Source organism: Nereida ignava, from assembly GCF_047114695.1.
Taxonomy (GTDB): Bacteria; Pseudomonadota; Alphaproteobacteria; order Rhodobacterales; family Rhodobacteraceae; genus Nereida; species Nereida ignava.
The window spans coordinates 1,431,277-1,451,242 of record NZ_CP112885.1 but is presented as its reverse complement, the minus strand read 5'-3'; the positions used below and the strand labels follow the sequence as shown (position 1 = coordinate 1,451,242).

The 19,966-nt window shown below is 55.5% G+C and carries 22 protein-coding genes; 12 read left to right on the top strand and 10 right to left on the bottom strand.

Features of this window, described 5'->3' with window-relative positions:
- The first annotated feature begins 71 nt into the window (after positions 1–71).
- Positions 72–1,574 carry a SulP family inorganic anion transporter gene (locus tag OLX08_RS07230; protein ID WP_048598456.1) on the top strand — a complete coding sequence of 501 codons (1,503 nt, stop codon included), beginning with the start codon at positions 72–74 and terminating at the stop codon, positions 1,572–1,574.
- A 1-nt stretch (position 1,575) separates the two neighbouring features.
- Complete coding sequence (locus OLX08_RS07225; RefSeq protein ID WP_341246196.1) at positions 1,576–2,430, top strand: universal stress protein; 855 nt, start codon at positions 1,576–1,578, stop codon at positions 2,428–2,430.
- Between the two features lie 365 nt (positions 2,431–2,795).
- On the opposite strand, the gene OLX08_RS07220 is transcribed toward OLX08_RS07225, so the two are convergent.
- The gene (locus OLX08_RS07220) at positions 2,796–4,121 is read right to left on the bottom strand and encodes a DEAD/DEAH box helicase (protein ID WP_391480626.1); all 1,326 of its coding nucleotides are present in this window, start codon (positions 4,119–4,121) and stop codon (positions 2,796–2,798) included.
- 313 nt (positions 4,122–4,434) lie between these two features.
- On the opposite strand from OLX08_RS07220, the gene OLX08_RS07215 reads away from it, so the two are divergent.
- Entirely contained in the window at positions 4,435–5,457 is a 1,023-nt protein-coding gene (locus OLX08_RS07215) for an aspartate-semialdehyde dehydrogenase (protein WP_391480625.1), read from the top strand.
- Positions 5,458–5,548: 91 nt separating this feature from the next.
- Here the strand turns inward: OLX08_RS07215 and OLX08_RS07210 are convergent, their stop codons facing one another.
- From OLX08_RS07210 to OLX08_RS07200, 3 genes are read right to left on the bottom strand one after another with little or no spacing between them, the layout of a single operon-like run.
- Positions 5,549–5,857 (bottom strand): P-II family nitrogen regulator, encoded by a 309-nt coding sequence (locus OLX08_RS07210; protein ID WP_048598451.1) that lies wholly within the window; start codon positions 5,855–5,857, stop codon positions 5,549–5,551.
- A complete protein-coding gene (locus tag OLX08_RS07205) occupies positions 5,857–6,837 on the bottom strand; it encodes a sodium-dependent bicarbonate transport family permease (RefSeq protein WP_391480623.1) in 981 nt (326 codons plus the stop codon). The genes OLX08_RS07210 and OLX08_RS07205 overlap by 1 nt, the downstream gene beginning before the upstream one ends.
- A complete protein-coding gene (locus OLX08_RS07200) occupies positions 6,838–7,500 on the bottom strand; it encodes a carbonic anhydrase (protein WP_391480622.1) in 663 nt (220 codons plus the stop codon).
- A 191-nt stretch (positions 7,501–7,691) separates the two neighbouring features.
- Here OLX08_RS07200 and OLX08_RS07195 point away from each other — a divergent pair, with 191 nt between their 5' ends.
- From OLX08_RS07195 to OLX08_RS07185, 3 genes are all read left to right on the top strand, one after another.
- On the top strand, positions 7,692–8,048 hold the full coding sequence (locus OLX08_RS07195) for a hypothetical protein (RefSeq protein WP_391480620.1): 357 nt from the start codon (positions 7,692–7,694) through the stop codon (positions 8,046–8,048).
- 155 nt (positions 8,049–8,203) lie between these two features.
- Entirely contained in the window at positions 8,204–9,586 is a 1,383-nt protein-coding gene (locus tag OLX08_RS07190; RefSeq protein ID WP_391480619.1) for a leucyl aminopeptidase family protein, read from the top strand.
- Between the two features lie 3 nt (positions 9,587–9,589).
- Positions 9,590–10,321 (top strand): NlpC/P60 family protein, encoded by a 732-nt coding sequence (locus OLX08_RS07185; RefSeq protein WP_391480617.1) that lies wholly within the window; start codon positions 9,590–9,592, stop codon positions 10,319–10,321.
- A gap of 4 nt (positions 10,322–10,325) precedes the next feature.
- On the opposite strand, the gene OLX08_RS07180 is transcribed toward OLX08_RS07185, so the two are convergent.
- The gene (locus OLX08_RS07180) at positions 10,326–10,661 is read right to left on the bottom strand and encodes a DUF2794 domain-containing protein (protein WP_048598445.1); all 336 of its coding nucleotides are present in this window, start codon (positions 10,659–10,661) and stop codon (positions 10,326–10,328) included.
- A 306-nt stretch (positions 10,662–10,967) separates the two neighbouring features.
- Between OLX08_RS07180 and OLX08_RS07175 the strand changes: the two genes are divergently transcribed.
- A complete protein-coding gene (locus tag OLX08_RS07175; RefSeq protein ID WP_391480615.1) occupies positions 10,968–12,080 on the top strand; it encodes an S-(hydroxymethyl)glutathione dehydrogenase/class III alcohol dehydrogenase in 1,113 nt (370 codons plus the stop codon).
- 9 nt (positions 12,081–12,089) lie between these two features.
- Here OLX08_RS07175 and OLX08_RS07170 read toward each other — a convergent pair whose 3' ends face one another.
- Complete coding sequence (locus OLX08_RS07170) at positions 12,090–12,707, bottom strand: TetR/AcrR family transcriptional regulator (protein ID WP_391480614.1); 618 nt, start codon at positions 12,705–12,707, stop codon at positions 12,090–12,092.
- A gap of 123 nt (positions 12,708–12,830) precedes the next feature.
- Here OLX08_RS07170 and OLX08_RS07165 point away from each other — a divergent pair, with 123 nt between their 5' ends.
- The 4 genes from OLX08_RS07165 to OLX08_RS07150 are packed head-to-tail and all read left to right on the top strand — an operon-like array spanning position 12,831 to position 15,681.
- Positions 12,831–13,766, top strand: a complete 936-nt coding sequence (locus tag OLX08_RS07165; RefSeq protein ID WP_391480613.1) for an AEC family transporter — start codon at positions 12,831–12,833, stop codon at positions 13,764–13,766.
- 9 nt (positions 13,767–13,775) lie between these two features.
- Positions 13,776–14,600, top strand: coding sequence for an S-formylglutathione hydrolase (gene fghA, locus OLX08_RS07160; RefSeq protein WP_391480612.1), 825 nt, complete (start codon positions 13,776–13,778; stop codon positions 14,598–14,600).
- Positions 14,597–15,064 (top strand): YaiI/YqxD family protein, encoded by a 468-nt coding sequence (locus OLX08_RS07155; protein ID WP_048598440.1) that lies wholly within the window; start codon positions 14,597–14,599, stop codon positions 15,062–15,064. Before fghA ends, OLX08_RS07155 begins: the two co-directional genes overlap by 4 nt.
- Positions 15,061–15,681: an HAD family hydrolase gene (locus tag OLX08_RS07150; protein ID WP_391480611.1), complete on the top strand. Its 621-nt coding sequence runs from the start codon at positions 15,061–15,063 to the stop codon at positions 15,679–15,681. The genes OLX08_RS07155 and OLX08_RS07150 overlap by 4 nt, the downstream gene beginning before the upstream one ends.
- Before the next feature lie 10 nt (positions 15,682–15,691).
- Here OLX08_RS07150 and OLX08_RS07145 read toward each other — a convergent pair whose 3' ends face one another.
- The gene (locus OLX08_RS07145) at positions 15,692–16,936 is read right to left on the bottom strand and encodes an MFS transporter (RefSeq protein ID WP_391480610.1); all 1,245 of its coding nucleotides are present in this window, start codon (positions 16,934–16,936) and stop codon (positions 15,692–15,694) included.
- A gap of 52 nt (positions 16,937–16,988) precedes the next feature.
- Positions 16,989–17,273, bottom strand: coding sequence for a DUF5665 domain-containing protein (locus tag OLX08_RS07140; RefSeq protein ID WP_391480609.1), 285 nt, complete (start codon positions 17,271–17,273; stop codon positions 16,989–16,991).
- A 57-nt stretch (positions 17,274–17,330) separates the two neighbouring features.
- Between OLX08_RS07140 and zapE the strand changes: the two genes are divergently transcribed.
- Positions 17,331–18,383, top strand: a complete 1,053-nt coding sequence (gene zapE / locus OLX08_RS07135; RefSeq protein ID WP_391480608.1) for a cell division protein ZapE — start codon at positions 17,331–17,333, stop codon at positions 18,381–18,383.
- 88 nt (positions 18,384–18,471) lie between these two features.
- Here the strand turns inward: zapE and OLX08_RS07130 are convergent, their stop codons facing one another.
- Positions 18,472–19,290: a LysM peptidoglycan-binding domain-containing protein gene (locus OLX08_RS07130; protein ID WP_391480607.1), complete on the bottom strand. Its 819-nt coding sequence runs from the start codon at positions 19,288–19,290 to the stop codon at positions 18,472–18,474.
- Entirely contained in the window at positions 19,287–19,907 is a 621-nt protein-coding gene (locus tag OLX08_RS07125; protein ID WP_391480605.1) for a rhodanese-like domain-containing protein, read from the bottom strand. Before OLX08_RS07125 ends, OLX08_RS07130 begins: the two co-directional genes overlap by 4 nt.
- Positions 19,908–19,966: the final 59 nt, after the last annotated feature.

Sequence of the window (19,966 nt, the reverse complement as noted above, 5' to 3'; positions counted from 1 at the left end):
TGAGGAGGGGGGTATGCATCGCGCAGCGCCCCTGTTACATCGCGCCTAACCCCGACTGAGGACACATAAAGATGCTGGCGTATTATATAACGAATTTTCGCAACGATTGGTTTGGCAACATCCGCAATGATTTACTTGCGGGCCTTGTGGTGGCGCTTGCGCTGATCCCAGAGGCGATTGCGTTTTCGATCATTGCGGGCGTTGATCCTAAGGTCGGCCTTTACGCTTCGTTCAGCATCGCGGTGATTACCGCGATCACAGGTGGCCGCCCCGGTATGATCAGTGCTGCCACCGCCGCGACCGCTGTGTTGATGGTGACGTTGGTGCGCGATCACGGTCTGGAATATCTGTTGGCGACCACGGTTCTGGCGGGTCTGATCCAGATTGGTGCGGGTGTGCTTAAGCTGGGCAGTGTGATGCGCTTTGTTTCCAAATCTGTGATGACAGGTTTTGTGAATGCGCTGGCGATCCTTATTTTCCTTGCGCAATTGCCGGAACTCAACCCCGCCACAGGGGGTGTGAACACGCTAACCTATGTGATGACGGCGGCGGGTTTGGCGATCATCTATCTGTTCCCATACGTGACCACAGCCATTCCATCGCCGCTGGTGACGATTGTTGTGCTGACATCGCTTGCGATGTTCATGGGGCTTGATGTGCGTGTTGTGGGCGACATGGGCGAGTTGCCCGATACCCTTCCGATCTTCTTGTTGCCTGACATTCCGCTAACGTTTGAGACGCTGCAGATCATCTTCCCTGTGGCGCTTGCCATTGCGGTTGTGGGTCTGCTGGAAAGCTTGATGACTGCCTCGTTGGTTGATGATCTGACGGATACAAATTCTGACAAAAACATCGAATGTATCGGCCAAGGTTTGGCCAACACGGCCACGGGATTCATCGGCGGCATGGCTGGTTGTGCGATGATTGGTCAGTCGATGATTAACGTGAAATCCGGTGGGCGCGGGCGTTTGTCATGCTTTGCTGCGGGTGTTTTCTTGCTGTTCTTGATTGTTGTGCTGGGCGATATCGTGAAGCAAATCCCGATGCCTGCCTTGGTGGCGATCATGATTATGGTGTCGATCGGCACGTTCAGCTGGTCCTCTTTGAAAGACCTGCGTGAGCACCCGATGTCATCGTCTATCGTGATGTTGGCCACTGTTGCGGTCACTGTCTATTCGCACAACTTGGCCATTGGTGTTCTGACGGGTGTCTTGCTGTCGGGCATTTTCTTTGCTGGCAAAATTGCGCAAATCTTTCGGGTGCGCAGTGTGTTATCTGATGACGGGCGTCACCGCACCTACACTGTTGAGGGTCAGATTTTCTTTGCCTCGTCTGATCAGTTCACCAAGTCGTTTGATTTTGGCGAAGCCCTTGAGCGTGTTACGATTGACGTAAGCAACGCGCATATTTGGGATATTTCGTCAGTGGCAGCCTTTGATATGGTTGTGATGAAGTTCCGCCGTGACGGGGCCGAGGTGGATGTGATTGGCCTGAATGAGGCGTCAGAAACCATCGTTGATAAACTGGGTGTCGCTGACAAACCGGGCGCGCTTGAAGATATGATTGGACACTAACATGGCTGATACGTTGGAAAAGATTGTCGCGCTTGTTGATGGCTCTGAGTATTCGCACAGCGTGTGTGATCATGCGGCTTGGGTCGCCAGCAAAATTGGCGGCCATGTTGTTGTGGCGCATATTTTGGGACGCCGTGAAGCCAAAGCGGATCGTTCGGGTAACATTGGACTTGGCGCACGTACCAAGTTGATGGAGGACCTTGCGGCCCTTGATGAAGAACGCGCCAAACTGAACCAAGTGCGGGGCCGTGCCATTTTGGAAGACGCCGAGGCGCGCATCGCGGCCGCGGGCGTTTCGGTCAGCACGGTTTTGCGCCAAGGTGATCTGCTGGCTGAGCTTGCGACATTGGCGGCGGATGCTGAGTTGGTCGTGATCGGCAAGCGCGGCGAGGCGGCAGATTTTGCCAAGCTGCATCTTGGTTCCAACGTTGAGCGCGTTGTGCGTTCTTGCGAAAAGCCGATCCTTGTCACATCGCGCGCGTTCAAGCCGGTTGAAAGCTTTGCGCTTGCGTTTGATGGGGGCGCGTCTTCGTTGAAAGCGGCGGATCATGTGGCGAACGCAAAGCTGTTCCAAGGCTTGCCGGGCCAAGTTGTAACAGTTGGCACACAAACCGCCGAGGCCAAGCAAAAGCTGGACGGTGCTGCGGCGCTGTTGTCCGGTGCGGGCCTTGAGGTCACTGCGTCTTTTGTAGACGGACAGCCCGAGACAGCGATTGCCGGTCTGGTGGGTGATGACGGTGCGGATATGTTGGTGATGGGTGCTTACGGGCACAGCCGCGTGCGCAGTTTGATCATCGGCTCCACCACCACTGAGATGGTGCGTTCGGCCCATGTGCCGCTGTTGTTGTTCCGCTAAATCCTGATTGAGAAACGCCAATTGGCCTATGTCCCGTTTTGGGGCATCGGCTGTCGGCGTTTTGTTGCGTCATCGCTCAATTATTATGTAAGGGAAGTGGCCGTTAAAGAAGGCGGCGCCGCCCAATATGCTGTGTCCTTGCGCGGTGGATTTTACCCCTCGCGCAGTCCGTTGGACGACACGTCAGATCAGGTGGAAAGCCTGCTGCGTGTCAGTAGCTTGTGGGTGCATCAGCGTGTCAAACCAATGCGGGGACGTCCTTGCGCATAGGTTTATCCAAAACGTGTTAACCAAGTTTTAGGCCAAAGAGCGGTGAGGCGGGTTTTTAGCAACGCGCCGCACCGAATTTCTTGTGGGATCAGCAGTTATGCTGCGGGTTTGCGACGGCGACGCGGTTTGCCGCCACCTGCACCACCACCGGGGCCGCCACCAGCACCACCAGATGGTTTGCCGAAGCGACGTGGCTTGCCGCCCGCCTTAGGAGAACCGCCCCCACCACCACCGCCGCCACCGCGACGACGGCCACCGCCGCCACCACCGCGCTTGGGGGGATCTTCTTCCATAGGCTCGCGGCCACCGGCAACGGGAATGGTGAATTTCATGACTTTCTGGATCTGGCGCAGGTAGCCAATCTCTTGGGCTGAAACCAAAGCAATTGCTTCACCTTGCGCACCCGCACGTGCCGTACGGCCAATGCGGTGCACGTAGTTTTCGGCCACCTCGGGCAGCTCGAAGTTGTAGACATAGCGCACATCCGGAATGTCGATGCCGCGTGCAGCAACGTCCGTTGCAACCAAGACGGTGGCTTCGGCTTTTTTGAACGCATTCAGGGCGCGGTCGCGTTGGTTTTGCGATTTGTTGCCGTGGATTGATACTGCCTCATACCCTTGGGCTACCAAGAATTTCATCAGCTTTTCGCAGCCGTGTTTGGTGCGGCCAAAGACAATCGCTTGATCGCCTTTGTGCTCTGACAGCAGCTCAACCAACTTGTCAGCTTTGTAGGCTTGGGGTTCGTACCAAAGTGATTGCTTGATTTTGTCGGCAGCTTTGCCCGGTGCGCTGACCTGGATTTTCTTGGGGTTGTTTAGGAACGCGCCCGCAAGCTCTTCCATCTGTTTCGACATCGTGGCCGAGAACAACATGGTTTGACGCGGTGTGCCCAACAGCGGTGCGATTTTGCGCAGCGCGTGGATAAAGCCCATATCGAGCATCTGATCCGCTTCATCGAGTACAAGCATCTTGGCGCTGTCCAGATAAACGGCTTTGCGGTCAACAAGGTCCATCAAACGGCCCGGTGTCGCCACCAGAATATCAGTGCCCCGTTGCAGCAGGTTGATCTGTTTGTTGATGGATTGCCCGCCAACGACCGAGTTCACCTTAAGCGGTGTGCCCGCCACATAGATTTTCAGGTTGTCGCAAATCTGGTTCACCAACTCGCGGGTTGGGGCCAGCACGAGTGCCTTGACTGTTTTGGGCATCGGCTTACCGATTTGGTCCATCAGCAGTTCCGCCATTGGCAGGCCAAAAGCAGCAGTTTTGCCCGTACCCGTTTGGGCAAGGCCCATCACGTCGGTACCTTGAAGTACAAGTGGGATAGCCTGCGCCTGAATTGGCGTGGCTTTGTCAAAGCCGGCATCGGCAATGTTTTTCATAAGCTTGGGGTTAAGCCCCAGCATGGTAAAGTCGGTCACAAGATGACCCTTTCACAAAAGCGAAAACGCCCAGACCATATGGCCAAGGGGTGCAACGCACAGGGCGACGAATTGCTGATCCGGAGCCTCATGGCCCAGACCGAATGGCCGCGTCTGAACCCTGCGTGAGGGGATCATGGGGTAAGGCGTCAAAGGGGGGCTTTGCCCACCTGCTCACGCGGCAGGACTTTGACGGTTGGCCCGCATATGGGCGCTCAATGGTCACATGTCAACGATTATTGAGCCAGCGCACTTTCCATATGCTGCAATACAGAGTAAGGCCGCCAAGTCCTTTTTTTCTGGAGAAACAACAATGGGCTATAATATCGTCGTCGTTGGCGCCACTGGTAACGTGGGCCGTGAAATGTTGAACATTTTGGCGGAGCGTCAGTTCCCCGTAGCAAAGATTACCGTGCTTGCCAGCCGCAAATCACTGGGCACGGAAGTAAGCTTTGGCGACAAAACCCTGAAGACCGAAGACCTGGACACCTTCGACTTCACGGGAAGCGACATTGCTCTGTTCGCTGTTGGCTCTGACGCCACCAAGCAATATGCGCCCAAAGCGGCTGCCGCAGGGTGTGTTGTGATCGATAACTCATCGCTTTACCGCTATGATCCGGACATCCCGTTGATCGTGCCGGAAGTGAACCCCCAAGCCGTGCACGGCTATGCAAAGAAGAACATCATCGCCAACCCCAACTGCTCAACCGCGCAGATGGTTGTGGCCCTTAAGCCGCTTCATGATCGTGCCAAGATCAAGCGCGTTGTGGTCAGCACGTACCAGTCGGTTTCTGGTGCAGGCAAAGGCGGCATTGATGAGCTGTGGGATCAGACCAAATCGATCTACAACCCCACTGATGACAAGCCAGCGCGGCAGTTCACCAAGCAGATCGCCTTCAACGTGATCCCGCACATCGACAAGTTCCTTGATAGCGGCGACACTAAAGAAGAGTGGAAGATGGTTGCCGAGACTAAGAAGATTGTCGACAGCAGCATCAAAGTCACCGCGACTTGCGTCCGTGTGCCTGTGTTCGTTGGTCACTCTGAATCGCTGAACATCGAGTTTGAAGACTTCCTTGATGAAGACGAAGCACGCGACATCCTGCGCGAAGCGCCGGGCATCATGGTGATCGATAAGCGCGAAGACGGCGGCTATGTCACGCCGATCGAATGTGTGGGTGATTTCGCAACATTCATCAGCCGCGTGCGCCAAGATACAACTGTTGAGAACGGCCTGAACATGTGGTGCGTCTCTGACAACCTGCGCAAAGGTGCTGCGTTGAACGCGGTACAGATCGCCGAGTTGTTGGGCCGTGAGGTTCTGAAAAAGGGCTAAGCCGCTCTTCACGTTTGAAATACAAAACGCGCGCCGCTTACATACAAAGCGGCGCGCGTTTTCTTTTGTGTAGCGGTCTTTTGTATGTGGGCTAGAAGCGCTCGGCGCGTAGCACGTCACAGTCGCTGACAGTGACAACACCCATGTGGCGATCCACCACTTTGAACGCAGCCGTCAGCAGGTCATCAAGACGCTCGGGACGGATAATGCATACTACTTGGCGCATGCCAGAGCGGCCCAACTGACCGTCCGCAGTCCACCCACCTGAGCGGCCAGAACCACCAAGTACGGGTAGGATCGAATAGCCCTGCACACCAGCGCCATCCAACGCGGCGGTTAAGCGGCGCTCCATTGGTTCTTCGATGATAATTGCAACGCGTTTTGCTTTGTGGGTTTCCATTAAACTGCTCCAGAAAACATTGTGGCCAGTGCCAGATACAAGGGAATACCAACCGTAAGGTTGAAGGGGAATGTGACGCCAAGTGATAGCGTCAAGTAAATTGCCGGATCCGCCTCAGGCACCGCAACCCGCATGGCCGCGGGCACCGCGATGTAGCTGGCAGAAGCGCAAAGCACCATCAACAAGACTATGCCACCCAGTGACAGCCCGATTGCAGCACCCATCGCAAGGCCGATAACGCTTGAGGCCAGTGGCATCACGATGCCGAACGCAAGCAAGCCAAATGTGATCGTGCCTTTGGCTTGGCGCAAGCCGCGTCCCGCGACCAGACCCATGTCCAGCAAGAACAGGCACAGCACACCTTTGAACGGCGCCACGATAAACGGTCCGATTTCGTCCAGCCCTTTTTGACCTGTTGCCATGCCGATGAAGAATGAGCCGACCAACAAAACGATTGAGCCGTTCAGCAAAATTTCGCGCCACAGGCCCGCGTCCATGCGCGCCCCGCCTGAGCCCCGGGAGATCAACCAAAGAGCAGACAAGATCGCAGGTGCTTCCATAACGGCGGCAACCGCAACCATGTAGCCTTCTGATGTGATGCCGCTGCTTTCAAGCACGGAGGTGCCGGCCACAAAAGTCACGATACTGATCGACCCATAGTGTCCAGCCACCGCTGCGGCGTTCACGGTGTCTAACTTGGTAAGCAGGCGCAGTAGGGCGAATGCCAACAAGGGTAGCAGGGCCGATAATACAAAACCTGCTATAAGTGTCATAATGAGAGTGGAGTCTAGGCCATTCTTGGTGACCGCAACGCCGCCCTTAAAGCCGATAGCAAAAAGCAGATATATTGACAGACCCTTGGCCACAGCTTCGGGGATGGTCAATTCTGATCGTGCGAGGGCTGCGAAAAGTCCGAGTGCGAATGACAGAATAATCGGTGACAACAGATTATTCAGCGCGAGCGAAAGTACATTTTCCATTTAAAGCCCTTCTGGTCCAACACGTGTAAAGCCTTGGCCCGGCACAAACGATTCCAGTCGCCCTTCAGCGATGTCCGTCCAAAGGCCATGCAGGCTTAGCCCGCCTGCTTTCACAGCGTCAAGAACAAACGGAAAGCCTTGTAGGTTCTCAAGGCTGATTTCGACTGCCTTCTTCTCCAGGGCTTCTTGGCGGTCATCTGCGTCCTCGATGTGTTTCACATCTTCATAGCCCGAGCGGATGATATCGAGCCACCTGCCAAGGAAGCTGGTTTTTTCCTCAAGGGCGGGGGCGTTGCCGCTACACATTTGTTCACAGCCGGAAATGCCGCCGCAATCGGAATGCCCGACCACAATCAGATGTGCCACTTTGAGATGTGTCACAGCGTATTCAACCGCCGCAGAAGTGCCGTGTGGATCGCCGTCGGGTTCGTACGGGGGCACAAGGTTGGCGATGTTGCGGTGGATGAAAAACTCACCAGGGTCCGCACCGAAAAGTGATGTCACCTGCACGCGACTGTCACAGCATGAGATCACCATCGCGCGTGGATGCTGCCCCACTTCGGCAAGGCGTCGGTGCCAGACTTCGTTGTCGGCATAGATGGTCGCCTTCCAGCCAACGAAACGTTGGACAAGATATTGGGGTAGGGGTTTAGACAGGGGCATCAGGGTTCTCCGCTGCGATATTCTGGGACCGTGATACTTAAAATCTAAGACTTATTCGAGTTATATTTGCGTCTAGGTTTTCGGTGGTCGAAACGATTTGGATACCATTTGCTGGCAGTAACCTGAGTACTCACGCGGGGGTGTGAGACGTAAATTAGGGTGAAATGGTGGAAAAGATAACAAGATTAGACATGCGCGATCGCGCAACCTTGGACCGTGACTGTTTGGCACAGCTTTATGCCGAGCTTGGGCAGCAAGGGGCCGAAGGGATTGTGTGCCGCGCGCTTGAGGAATTGGCAGCCCGCGTGGCCCGTGCCCATCAGCACATGCTTGATGGCGAACATGCTGCATTGATGAAAACCGCAAAAAGCAACGTCAGCATCGCTGAGCAAATTGGCCTTCTTGAACTGTCTACGGCGTGCCTTGCTGTGGTTGACGCCGCACGGGGCGGGGACGGCGTGGCGATTGTGGCCACGGTGACCCGAATGCAGCGCGTGGCCGAGGCATCATTATCCGCAGTCTGGGAAATGCAGGACGTGTCGTTCTGAAGGCGCTGCGCGACTGCTGACACAGATCGGGCGCACATTAAGCTGGGCGCACAGAAGGCACAGAATAGGCGGGTAGGTGCACGCGTGCTCTTGCGGGTGCGCGGCACTAGGGTAGGCTGGCGAGAATTGCACAGCTATCTCAAAAGGATGTTCCCATGTCGCCTAGTTTTTCTGCCGCCACCGATGATGCGATTGCGCTTTATGTTGTTGAGGCCGATCAGCTGGCCGAGTGGATGCAGGGCCTGCCTGAGACTGCGCAATCATGGGCGAAGGCCCAAGGATTTAGTGCGGCTTATGGGCAGGTGATTACTTTCCCAAGCGCGCTGGGCGGTGTGGCATCTGCGGCAGTGGGTGCAGGGACAAAAGCGGATCGTGCGCGCAACCGGTTCTTGTCTGGTGCGTTGCCGTTTGCCTTGCCCGAGGGTGTCTATGCATTGGCCAGCGCACTGGAAGGCCAAGCGGCAGAAACCTTTGCGCTTGGTTGGTTGTTGGGCAGCTACCGGTTTACGCGGTACGCGGATGGGGTGCAGGCCCGTGCGCAGCTTGTTGCGCCAACGGGTGTTGACGCCGCTCGCGTTGAGGCAATTGCCGCTGGTGAATGTTTGACCCGCGATTTGATCAACACGCCAACGGCAGACATGGGGCCCGAACATCTTGAAGCGGCAGCGCGCGAATTGGCCCAAACACATGGCGCGTCGATCAATGTCACCACGGGCTATGCGCTGATTGAGCAGAACTTTCCGATGATCCACGCGGTTGGCCGCGCCAGCGCAAGTGCGCCGCGTTTGATCGATATGAAATGGGGCGATGCAGGACCAAAGCTGACGCTTGTGGGGAAGGGAGTATGCTTTGATACGGGCGGGCTGAATATTAAACCCGGCGGCAGCATGGGCTTGATGAAAAAGGATATGGGCGGCAGTGCGACAGTGCTGGGCCTTGCGCATATGATCATGGCAACGGGCCTGAAGGTGCAGCTTCGGGTGCTGATCCCTGCGGTTGAAAACAGCATCAGCGGCAACGCATTCCGCCCGCAAGATATTCTGACCGCGCGCAACGGGCTGACTGTTGAGATCAATAACACCGATGCAGAAGGCCGTTTGGTATTGGCCGATGCGCTTGCTTTCGCCGATGAAGACAACCCCGATATGATTATTTCTATGGCAACGCTGACGGGGGCTGCACGTGTCGCGGTTGGTCCCGATTTGGCGCCGTTCTTCACGGATGACGACAGTGTTGCGCAGACCCTTAGCCAAGCAGGTAGCCAGGTTGATGATCCGGTTTGGCGCATGCCGTTCTGGGATCCTTACGAGGCGATGATCGAACCGGGGATCGCAGATCTGGATAACGCCCCAAAGGGCGGTTTTGCGGGCGCGATTACGGCAGCTTTATTCCTGCGCCGGTTCGTTGAAAATGCGCCCTATAGCCATTTTGATATCTACGGCTGGCAGCCCTCTGCGGCCCCTGCGCGGCCCAAAGGTGGTGTTGGCCAAGGCGCGCGCGCCCTTCTTGAGGCGCTTCCTAAAATTCTGGGGCTGTAAGCGGTGTTGTGCGTTAATGCCCCAGTGGTCGATCTGCTGCGAAGCCCTGATGGGCGGCGGGACCGACAGCTGTTGATGGGCGATGAGGTGCGATCATTGCAAAGTGGCGACGGGTTTCATTACGTGCAATCGGTTAAGGACAGCTACATCGGTTATGTCGCCGACGGGCTGATTTCGGAGCAGAACGCGCCCACGCATATGGTGGCAAGCCGCGCGACCCATGCCTATAGCACCGAAAGTTTTAAATCATCTGAGCGGTACGCGTTGAGTTTTGGTGCGCGGGTTCAGGTTGTGGATGAGCGCAAGAAGTTCTTTGAAACATCGGTTGGATTTATCCCTAAAAAGCACCTTCGCCCCATTGAGCAGCGCTTTAGCGACCCCGTTACAATTGCGCAGATTTTCTTTGGCACGCCTTACCTTTGGGGCGGTAATTCGAGTGCTGGGGTCGATTGTTCCGGGCTTGTTCAAGCGGCACTTTTGGCGTGCGGTGAGGCGTGTGCGGGCGACAGCGGTGATCAAGAACAAATGATTGGCGGGCAGATAGCGTTGGACGCGCCTTATCTGCGTGGGGACCTTTTGTTCTGGAAAGGGCATGTTGCCATGATGGTTGATGCAGAGACACTGATCCACGCGAATGCGCACCACATGGCAACAGTTTACGAAAGCGTCGCAGCAGCTATCACGCGGATTGAGGTCCAAGGGGACGGGCCGGTCACAACGCGTCGCAGGCTTTGATTGCTCAGGTCACCGCGCGGATTAGCTTACGTTCAAGAACGTGCAAAACGGGCTTAAGCTCGTGGCCGCGTTTCAGGATTTGCCCATCCATTCCAATAACGGAATACATCCCTTGCTTCAGACGTAGCTTGGGGCGCTTTTCAATACGGTAAAGCGGTTGCTCTGCGGTGCGTTTGAACACTGAAAAAATGGCAACATCGCGCATGGCGGAAATGCCGTAGTCGCGCCACTCACCAGCCGCGACCATGCGCCCATAGAGCGACAAGATCATGTTAAGCTCGAGGCGGTGAAACATCACGTCTTGCTCGGTGACGCGGGTGATGGGTGTTGCTGAAGTCATGCCCAACAGTTGCGTCGATGGGGCGGAAAATCAAGGCGGTCACAAAAATGTCTCGCTGTGTTCTTTGTCTCGCCCCTTTGTGCCCCGAAGCTAATGCCCGTGCGGCGTAAACGCGTGCGTGCATGGCAATGGTCCGAGCCCCCACTTTATCCCTTGCCAAGGCCCACGCGTTTACGTCGACAACTTTGGTTATTAGCACCCTAACGATATGTTTTAGTTACCCCGTAACAACCTATTGCGCATTGCATTGGGCCGCTTGGCGGGCCTAGTGTCAGGGCGAATAAGCAATGATCGGAGAGTTGGATTATGCGTACGCGTGCTGCAGTAGCAACCCAAGCGGGCAAGCCCTTGGAAGTGATGGAAGTAAACTTGGCGGGCCCACGGTCCGGCGAGGTTGTGGTTGAAATCAAGGCCACTGGCATTTGTCACACAGATGAATTTACTCTGTCTGGTGCCGATCCAGAGGGGCTGTTCCCCGCGATTTTGGGCCATGAAGGGGCGGGCGTTGTTGTGGACGTGGGTCCTGATGTGACTTCGCTTAAGAAGGGCGATCACGTGATCCCGCTTTACACACCCGAATGCCGGACGTGCGAATATTGCCTCAACCCCAAGACTAACTTGTGCCAGTCTATTCGCAGCACCCAAGGTCAGGGCCTTATGCCCGATGGAACCAGTCGTTTTACAACGCTCGATGGTGATCCTATTTTTCACTACATGGGCTGTTCGACCTTCGCCAACCACACGGTTGTGCCTGAAATTGCACTGGCCAAAGTACGCAAAGACGCACCGTTCGATAAGATTTGCTACATTGGTTGCGGTGTCACAACGGGCATTGGTGCGGTCATTAACACGGCGAAGGCCGAGATTGGCAGCCGCGCGATTGTCTTTGGGTTGGGCGGCATTGGCCTTAACGTGATCCAAGGGCTGCGGCTTGCAGGTGCGGATCAGATTGTGGGCGTTGATATCAACCCCAGCAAAGTTGAGATGGCCACGCGTTTTGGGATGACTGACTTTGTGAACCCCAAAGAAGTCGATGGTGATTTGGTGGCCTATCTTGTGGCGCTGACCAAGGGCGGCGCGGACTACACGTTTGATGCAACAGGCAACGTGGACGTAATGCGTACTGCGTTGGAATCTGCACACAAAGGATGGGGCGAAAGCATCATCATTGGTGTCGCGCCCGCCGGTGCAGAAATCAGCACCCGTCCGTTCCAATTGGTGACAGGCCGGTCATGGCGCGGTACGGCCTTTGGCGGCGCACGCGGTCGTACAGATGTGCCGCAGATCGTTGATTGGTACATGGACGGTAAAATCGAGATCGATCCAATGATCACGCACACAATGGGGCTTGATGACATTAACCACGGGTTTGACCTGATGCATCAGGGCAAGTCGATCCGTTCTGTTGTGGTGTATTAAGCGCTGCGTCTACGCGCCGTAGCGTGACAAAAACAGATCGACCGCGGCAGTTGCAATGCGGTCGATCTCTTCTTCGGTAAACCCGTCTTGGATGCCGAATATCAGTTTTTCGTGCAGGTCCGCTTTGCACAATTGCGGTAGTTGGTCCGCGGCCATGTCAATGTCGTCAATCACCAGATCACCCTTGGCAATCGCCGCGTTGAGATACGTGATCAACCGCTTGCGCGCTTCCATTGGACCATTGAGGTAAAACGCGCGTCCCAGTTCGGGAAAGCGACTGCTTTCAGCGACGGCAATGCGAAAGACATTCACGCCGAAATCCGAATAAAAGAACCGCATCATGGATTTACACGCTTTGCGCAGCACATCACGCGGCGGCAGCGCCATGTTGATTTCATCAAGTGCTGCGTCTGCTTGGCGGGTGCATTCGGTCCGCGCAACTTCCATGAACAGAACGCGCTTATCGGTGAAGTAGCTGTATAAAGTAGCCTTGGAGACTTTGGCTTCGCGGGCGATGTCGTCCACGCTAGCGCCGTCAAAGCCATCGCGCATGAACACACGTGTTGCGCCGTCGATCACTTGATCAAACTTGCGACCCTTTTTGATGACCGGCAGTTCGGCGTTCATGAAACCCACCCAAGCGATAAATTCAGAAGCTAATACATAAACTGGTTCGTTTAGTTTGTCCAAGCAGACATTTGGGAGAACGCTGCTCTTCCCCGCTCGGTCGTTGCGTGCTAGCGATTTGATATGGTGGATATATTTCTGAAAACTTTACCCTTTTTCGCGTTGATCGCACTTGGGTATGGCGCGGCGCGGCGGGGGTTCTTTCCGCCTGAGGCCACGGGATATCTAACCAAGTTCGTCTTTTACTTCGCCCTATCGGCCATGCTGTTCCGCTTTTCGGCCAACCTTAGCCTTGCGGAAGTCATCGATTGGCCGCTTGTGTGGGCATATCTTCTGGGCTCGCTCGCGGTCTATTTGTTGGCAACTGTTGTGGCCTTGGTGCGCAAGCGTGGCATCCTTGAAGGGGCGGTTGAGGCGCAATGCGCCGTTATCGGCAACGTTGGTTTCTTGGGTATTCCAATGTTGATTTTGCTGTTGGGAGAGCGTTCCGTTGGGCCTGTGATGTTGGTGTTGGCGGTTGATCTAATTGTGTTTGGATCGCTGATCGTCATTTTGATCACAGGTGCACGTGATGGGCGGATGTCGCTTGGAATTTTGCGCAGTATTGCCATTGGTCTTGTGAAAAACCCGATGATTGTATCCATCGTTTTGGGGCTGTGTTGGTCCGCAACGGATCAGCCACTGCCGGCACCCGTGAACGAATTTCTGGGCATCTTGGGGGCAGCGGCCACGCCTGGCGCGCTCTTTGCGATTGGGGCATCCTTGGCGGATAAATCTGCCGAACGGATCAGTGTCGCGGGTTGGTTAACTTTCTGTAAACTTGTCCTGCACCCCGTCGCAGTAGGCGCGCTTGCCCTGTTTGTCTTTACGGTCGATCCGTATTCGGCGGCTGTGATGATCGCGACAGCGGCGCTTCCGGTGGCGGGCAATGTGTACATCATCGCGCGGCATTATGATGTCGCACCATCGCGGGCTTCGGCCAGTATTTTTGTCTCAACCGTGGTTTCCGTGGTCAGCCTTTCAGTGGTGATCGCGTGGGTTACGAAAACTCTTTTGTGAGGAATTGCTGTGTTAAAAATAATCTCTGAAAACCGTGCATTCGATGGCGTGCAACGTGTGTATTCACACCGTTCTGAGGCGTGCGATTGCGACATGACATTTGGGCTTTATCTGCCCGCAGAGGCCGCGTTTGGCCCTGTGCCTTTGCTGACATATTTGTCGGGTCTGACATGCACCCATGCCAACGCTATGGAGAAATCTGGTGCGCAAAGATGGGCCGCTGAGGAAGGCATTGCGGTACTTTTCCCTGATACGTCGCCCCGCGGCGAGGGCGTGCCAGATGACGAGGCATATGACCTTGGCCAAGGGGCGGGCTTTTACGTGAATGCGCAAAACGCACCATGGTCATCGCACTTCAAGATGTGGGATTATATCACCAAGGATTTGCACAGCGCTTTGGCTGAACTGCCTGTTGATCTTGAGCGTCAGAGCATCACGGGTCACTCCATGGGTGGGCACGGCGCGTTGACCTTGGCGATGCATATGCCCGAGCGTTACCGCGCCGTTTCGGCGTTTGCCCCGATTGCCAACCCAACCCAAAGCGACTGGGGCACAAAGCAGCTTGGTGCGTATTTGCCGCAAACCGAATGGGCCAATCACGATGCCAGTTTACTGATGGCTGACCGTGGGTTTGCCGGTCCTGTGTTGATTGACCAAGGCACCGACGATCAGTTTCTTGATTTGCTGCGTCCTGAAAGCCTTGCCCACGCGATGACAGCGCGCCGCCAAGCCGGCGAATTTCGGATGCAGAAAGGGTACGATCACAGTTATTACTTTGTCTCGACGTTTATGGCCGATCACATCGCCTTTCACGCAGAGGCGCTGCACGGGTGATTTACGTTGATGCAGATGCCTGTCCGGTCAAAGCCGAGGCAGAGCGCGTAGCGACGCGGCACGGGCTTACCCTTTTCGTGGTAAGCAATGGTGGACTGCGCCCATCGCAGAACCCGTTGGTTGAAAATATCATCGTGCCCGACGGACCGGATGTTGCGGATATGTGGATCGCAGATCGCGCCAAAGCCGGTGACGTGGTGATCACGGGTGACATTCCGCTGGCGGCGAAATGCGTAGAGGCAGGGGCCCGCGTGATTAAGCATAACGGCGAAATTCTGGACGCGCGCAATATCGGACAGGTTTTGGCGACGCGGGATTTGATGCAGGATTTGCGTAGTGCGGACCCGTTTCGCCAAGGGGGCGGACGACCGTTTTCCAAGGCCGACAGATCGCGATTTTTAGACGGGCTTGAGCGCGTGGTGCGCTTTGCCAAATCAGACGCAGAAAAAGGAACAGCACCATGAGTGTTCAGGCAGTGGTTTTTGACATCGGCAACGTGCTTCTTGAATGGCACCCGGAACGCTTTTTCGACAGTGTAATTGGGCAGGAGCGCCGCGAAGCGATGTTTGCGGAAGTAGATTTGCACGGGATGAACGACCGTGTTGACCGCGGCGAGGGCTTTCGCGATGTGATCTATGCGCAGGCGGAACAAACGCCGCAGTGGCGTGATGAAATCCGCATTTGGCATGATCGCTGGATCGAGATGGCCGCGCCGGTGATTGAGCATTCCGTCCGCTTGCAAACCGCATTGCGTGCCAAAGGGGTTCCAGTTTTCTCGCTGACCAACTTCGGTATTGAGAGTTTCGCTTACGCGCAAACCCATTATCCGTTTTTGACGAATTTTGATCGCCAATACGTCAGCGGTCACATGCGCTGTATCAAGCCAGAACCGCAGATTTATCAGATGATGGAAGATGACTGTGGTGTGGCGCCTGAAGGATTGCTCTTTACGGATGACCGCGCTGATAACATCGCAATGGCGGCCTCACGTGGATGGCAAACGCATCTGTTTGAAGGGCCGCAAGGATGGGCCGATCGGTTGGTGGCCGAAGGCTTGTTGAGCGCCGAGGAGGCCGCTTAGCTAAGCGGCCTTAGCTTGCCACGGCAGCTGGTAACGGACGCTCTTTGATGGGCAGATGTACGATTGCGCTGAACGCACCCACACCCACGCCGACCCACCAGACCATGTTATAATCGCCGTAGATGTCATACATTTTACCGCCCAGCCAAACGCCAAGAAAGCTGCCCAATTGGTGGCTGAAAAAGACGATGCCATAGAGCGTGCCCATGTAGCGCAGGCCGTAAATATGCGCGACAAGGCCGCTGGTCAGGGGCACTGTGGCTAGCCATAATGAGCCCATCGCAAGCGAGAACACGATCACTGTTGTGGGCGTGATCGGCATCAGGATAAACACGGCCGCCACGAGTGTCCGGCCTGTATAGATGCCCGCCAGTAGGTATTTCTTGGAGTAACGTTTGCCTGCCCAACCGGCCAAAAGGGTGCCCGCAATGTTGGCTGCACCGATCAGCGCGATGGCCATGGCGCCCAGTGCGCTGGTGGTGGTGATGCCCATGTTATGCAGGACGCCGCCCGCCAAAATGGGGCCGCACATTTCGGTAATCATTGCGGGGAAGTGCGCGGTGATGAAGGCAAGCTGATAGCCGCAGGAAAAGAACCCAAGGAAGATGAGTGAATAGGACGGGTCTTTAAAGGCCTTAATCAGGATTTGGCCCATCGACTCTTCCAGCTCGGCTTTGCTGGCGGGCGCGGCCGTGTTCATCAAAGGTAGGCACAAGAGCGTGCTGATGATCAGACTCGCAAAGACGATAAAGACCATTTGCCATGACATGATTGTCAAAAGCGCCTCGGCGACAGGGGCCCCAAAGATTTGGCCTGCGCTACCGGCTGCGGTGGCGATGGCAAGCGCCATTGAGCGGTTTTCATCACTCGCGGCACGCCCAACAACGGCCAGAATGACGCCAAAACCTGTCCCCGCGATGCCAAAGCCCACCAGCCATGCATAGGCTTGGTGGCCCAAGGGCGTGATGGCTTGTGATGATAGCAAAAGGCCAATTGCATAGGTCAGCGCGCCCAGAATAATGGCTTTGCGGTCTGTCAGCTTTTCAGCGATGGCCCCAAAGATCGGCTGGCCAATGCCCCACGCAAGGTTCTGAATGGCGATCGCAAGCGAAAATTCTGTGCGCAGCCAGCCGAATTCCTCTGCGATGGGAATTTGGAACACGCCAAAACTTGCTCGGATCGCAAAGCTGACCATGATGATGATGCAGCCCGCAACGAGGACCGGCGTAATGAGAGGCGCGCTTGATGTTTTCATCCCGCTTAGATGGCGCAGGTTCAATGACCGGTCAATTCTTATTGTACATATGTCATTGAACGTTAGCGTTTTCGTCCATTGCACCGTTGATGTCTGCCAGAGCGGTGCTGAGAACTGTGGCCCATTCACCGATGATGGGGATGAAATCAATCTGGCTAAGCAAATAAACAAGCACAGAAACCAGCAGCGTGGCCCCAATGACGGACCCTAAACCAAAGGCCAGTCCGCGCGCAAAATTGAACGCAAGCATCTTGGGCACAGAGTTGTGCATCGTCACAAAGCGGTGGCCGTTCAGTTTAGCGACCTCGGCGGCCAGTTTTTTGATGTCTTGATCCATCTCGAAATCATGCGTCTTTTTCTGGTATTTGTAAAACTGAACGACTAGGCAAACGTTATGGTTCCATCCGAGATTTATACCGCCCGCGTTGCCGCCGGAGAGCTGACGCCAGATGACGCGCAAACCGCTGTGCTGCCGGAATTTGACCGCATTGCCAACGAGCTGGCAAAGCCCGTAAAGCGCGGCTTTTTCCGCCGTGCCCCTGACCCGATACAGGGCCTTTATCTGTGGGGTGGTGTTGGGCGTGGCAAGTCGATGCTGATGGATTTGTTTGTCAGCGGGCTAAGCGTGCCTGCGCGGCGGGTCCATTTTCACGCCTTCATGCAAGAAATCCACGAGGCCATTCACAAAGCACGTGCGCGCGGTGTTGATGATCCGATCAAGCCTGTGGCGGATGCCATTTCTGACAGTGTGCGGTGTTTGGCGTTTGATGAAATGCAGATTACAGACATCACCGATGCGATGATTGTCGGGCGTCTGTTTGAGCAACTTTTCGCGGCGGGTGTGGTTGTTGTGACCACCTCAAACCGAGTGCCGGATGATCTGTATAAACATGGGCTGAACCGTGATTTGTTTGTGCCGTTCATCGGGCTTTTGAAAGATAAAATGGTGGTGCATGAATTGGCGTCACCTACGGATTACCGCCAAGACCGCCTTGCGGGGTCGGATGTTTATTTTACCCCCGTTGATCAACAGGCGCGCGCTGCAATGGATGCAGCTTGGGCCGCACTTGCGGACGGTGACGGCGCGCCGCTTACGTTGCGCGTGAAGGGTCATGACCTGCTGATACCGCGATTTCACAATGGTGTGGCGCGGGCCAAGTTTTTTGATCTGTGCGGCAAGCACCTTGGGGCGGCGGATTATTTGATGTTGGCTGATACTGCGAAGGTTTTGCTGTTGGATGATGTGCCGCGATTGGGGCGGTCAAATTTCAACGAAGCCAAGCGGTTTGTGACGCTGATTGATGCGCTTTATGAGGCGGGCACGCGTCTGATTTGTTCGGCTGCGGCGGCGCCTGAGTTGCTGTATGTTGAAGGCGAGGGGACTTTTGAGTTTGAGCGCACCGCAAGCCGATTGCGCGAAATGCAATCTGCGGATTGGGGTCTGTAGACGGTCTGTAAATCCTGCTGAGCAAAAAAAGGGGCCCCGAAGGACCCCTTGTAAGTTTTGCTCAATGGCTTGGAGATGCCTGCTTTTTTTATACGTTTGGGATGCGCAACTTTTGCCCGATGAAAATGCGATCGGGCGTTGTGAGTTTGTCACGGTTGGCATCGAAGATTGTTTGGTAATCGGTGGTGGAGCCGTAAAACTTCAGCGCGATATAGGCCAAGCTATCGCCTGAGGCGACGGTGTAGACGCGGTTGCCATTTTCAACGCGCGCAATGGGGCGCGAGGCTTCGGCTGCGCGGCGTTGCAATTCGGCGGCGGCGGCTGTTTCACCTTTGGCGACCAATGCTTTTTGCACAACGTTGAACAATACGGCCGTTGGATTAACTTCGCCGCCGGTTGTGCCAAGCTCTTTGGGCAGCACTAAAACCCCGTTAGACACAGCCGCAGAGATCAGGTTTTGCGCGTCTGTTACCGCACTTGGCGCGTTGGTTGAATTAAGCTTGAGGCGGTTATTCTCATCTTCGTCAATCGAGTAGAGGCCCGCCACGATGCCTTCTTCCAGCATGCGCAGTTTGTTGGCGTTCAAGATATCCACGGCCTCTTGGACTTTGCGGGCTTTTTCTTCCGCAATGGCTTCGGCTGTTTGCGCGGGCGCGGGGCTAAGCGATGCGTTGACTGCCGATTGTACGTTCAAGCTGTTGAGTGTTTCGCTTGTGTTGCGTGTGACTTCTGGCTTCAGCGGCAACCCCGATGATGCGGATGCGACTTGTGCCGTGATCGTTGGTTCGCTGGTCATTTTGACGACCTGATACGTCAGCGCACCACCAACAACGAAAGAGAAACCGCTGATAGCAAGCACAAGGGGAAGCGTCTTTTTGGGGGTACTGGTCATGGGCTCAACTTTCACGATGGTGTCTCCTGAGTAGTCAGGCCGAGAGCTGTCCAGACTTGCATGCCGCCTCGGTAATATTTGACTTTTTCTGCTGGGTATCCGCTGTCCAAAAGGGTGCTGATAAGCCTTTGCGCGTCTGTGGTCCCCGGACCTGCGTCAACGATCACCAGCTCAACTGCGCCGCTGAAGTTGGACACGCCTGCGGCTGTTTTGGCACCAAGCGCGCGCAGGATATCAACACGGTAGGGGTTGTCGGCGGCCATTGTGGGCACCGGCACACTGACAGATGCAGGAATAAAGCCAACTGCGCGTTGTTCAGGCATGCGGGCATCAAGGATAAGCCCTGATCCCGTTGCAACCTGTTCGGTCATGAAGCTCATCACGTCCAACTCGCCGATGGTGGTGACGCCTTCGGCTGCGGACATAGGTGATAGGCAACTGCCCTCACATGACAGACTTGGTCGCGCGAAGGCGACTAGCTTGTTCACGTTGACCTGAGCGGCGCGCGTGATGGTGAAAGCCTCGCCGTTAAAGCGAAACGAGGTTTCATTTCCGGCTTGTTGTGCTTGGGCGACCAAAGCGGACGCCGACAAAATACCAACTAAAGCCCCTGAAAATAGGCTACGAATCATTAACAAGTCCCCCAGCAGGACAATATTCACCCACATGTTGTGGCGTGGGGCTGGCAGGC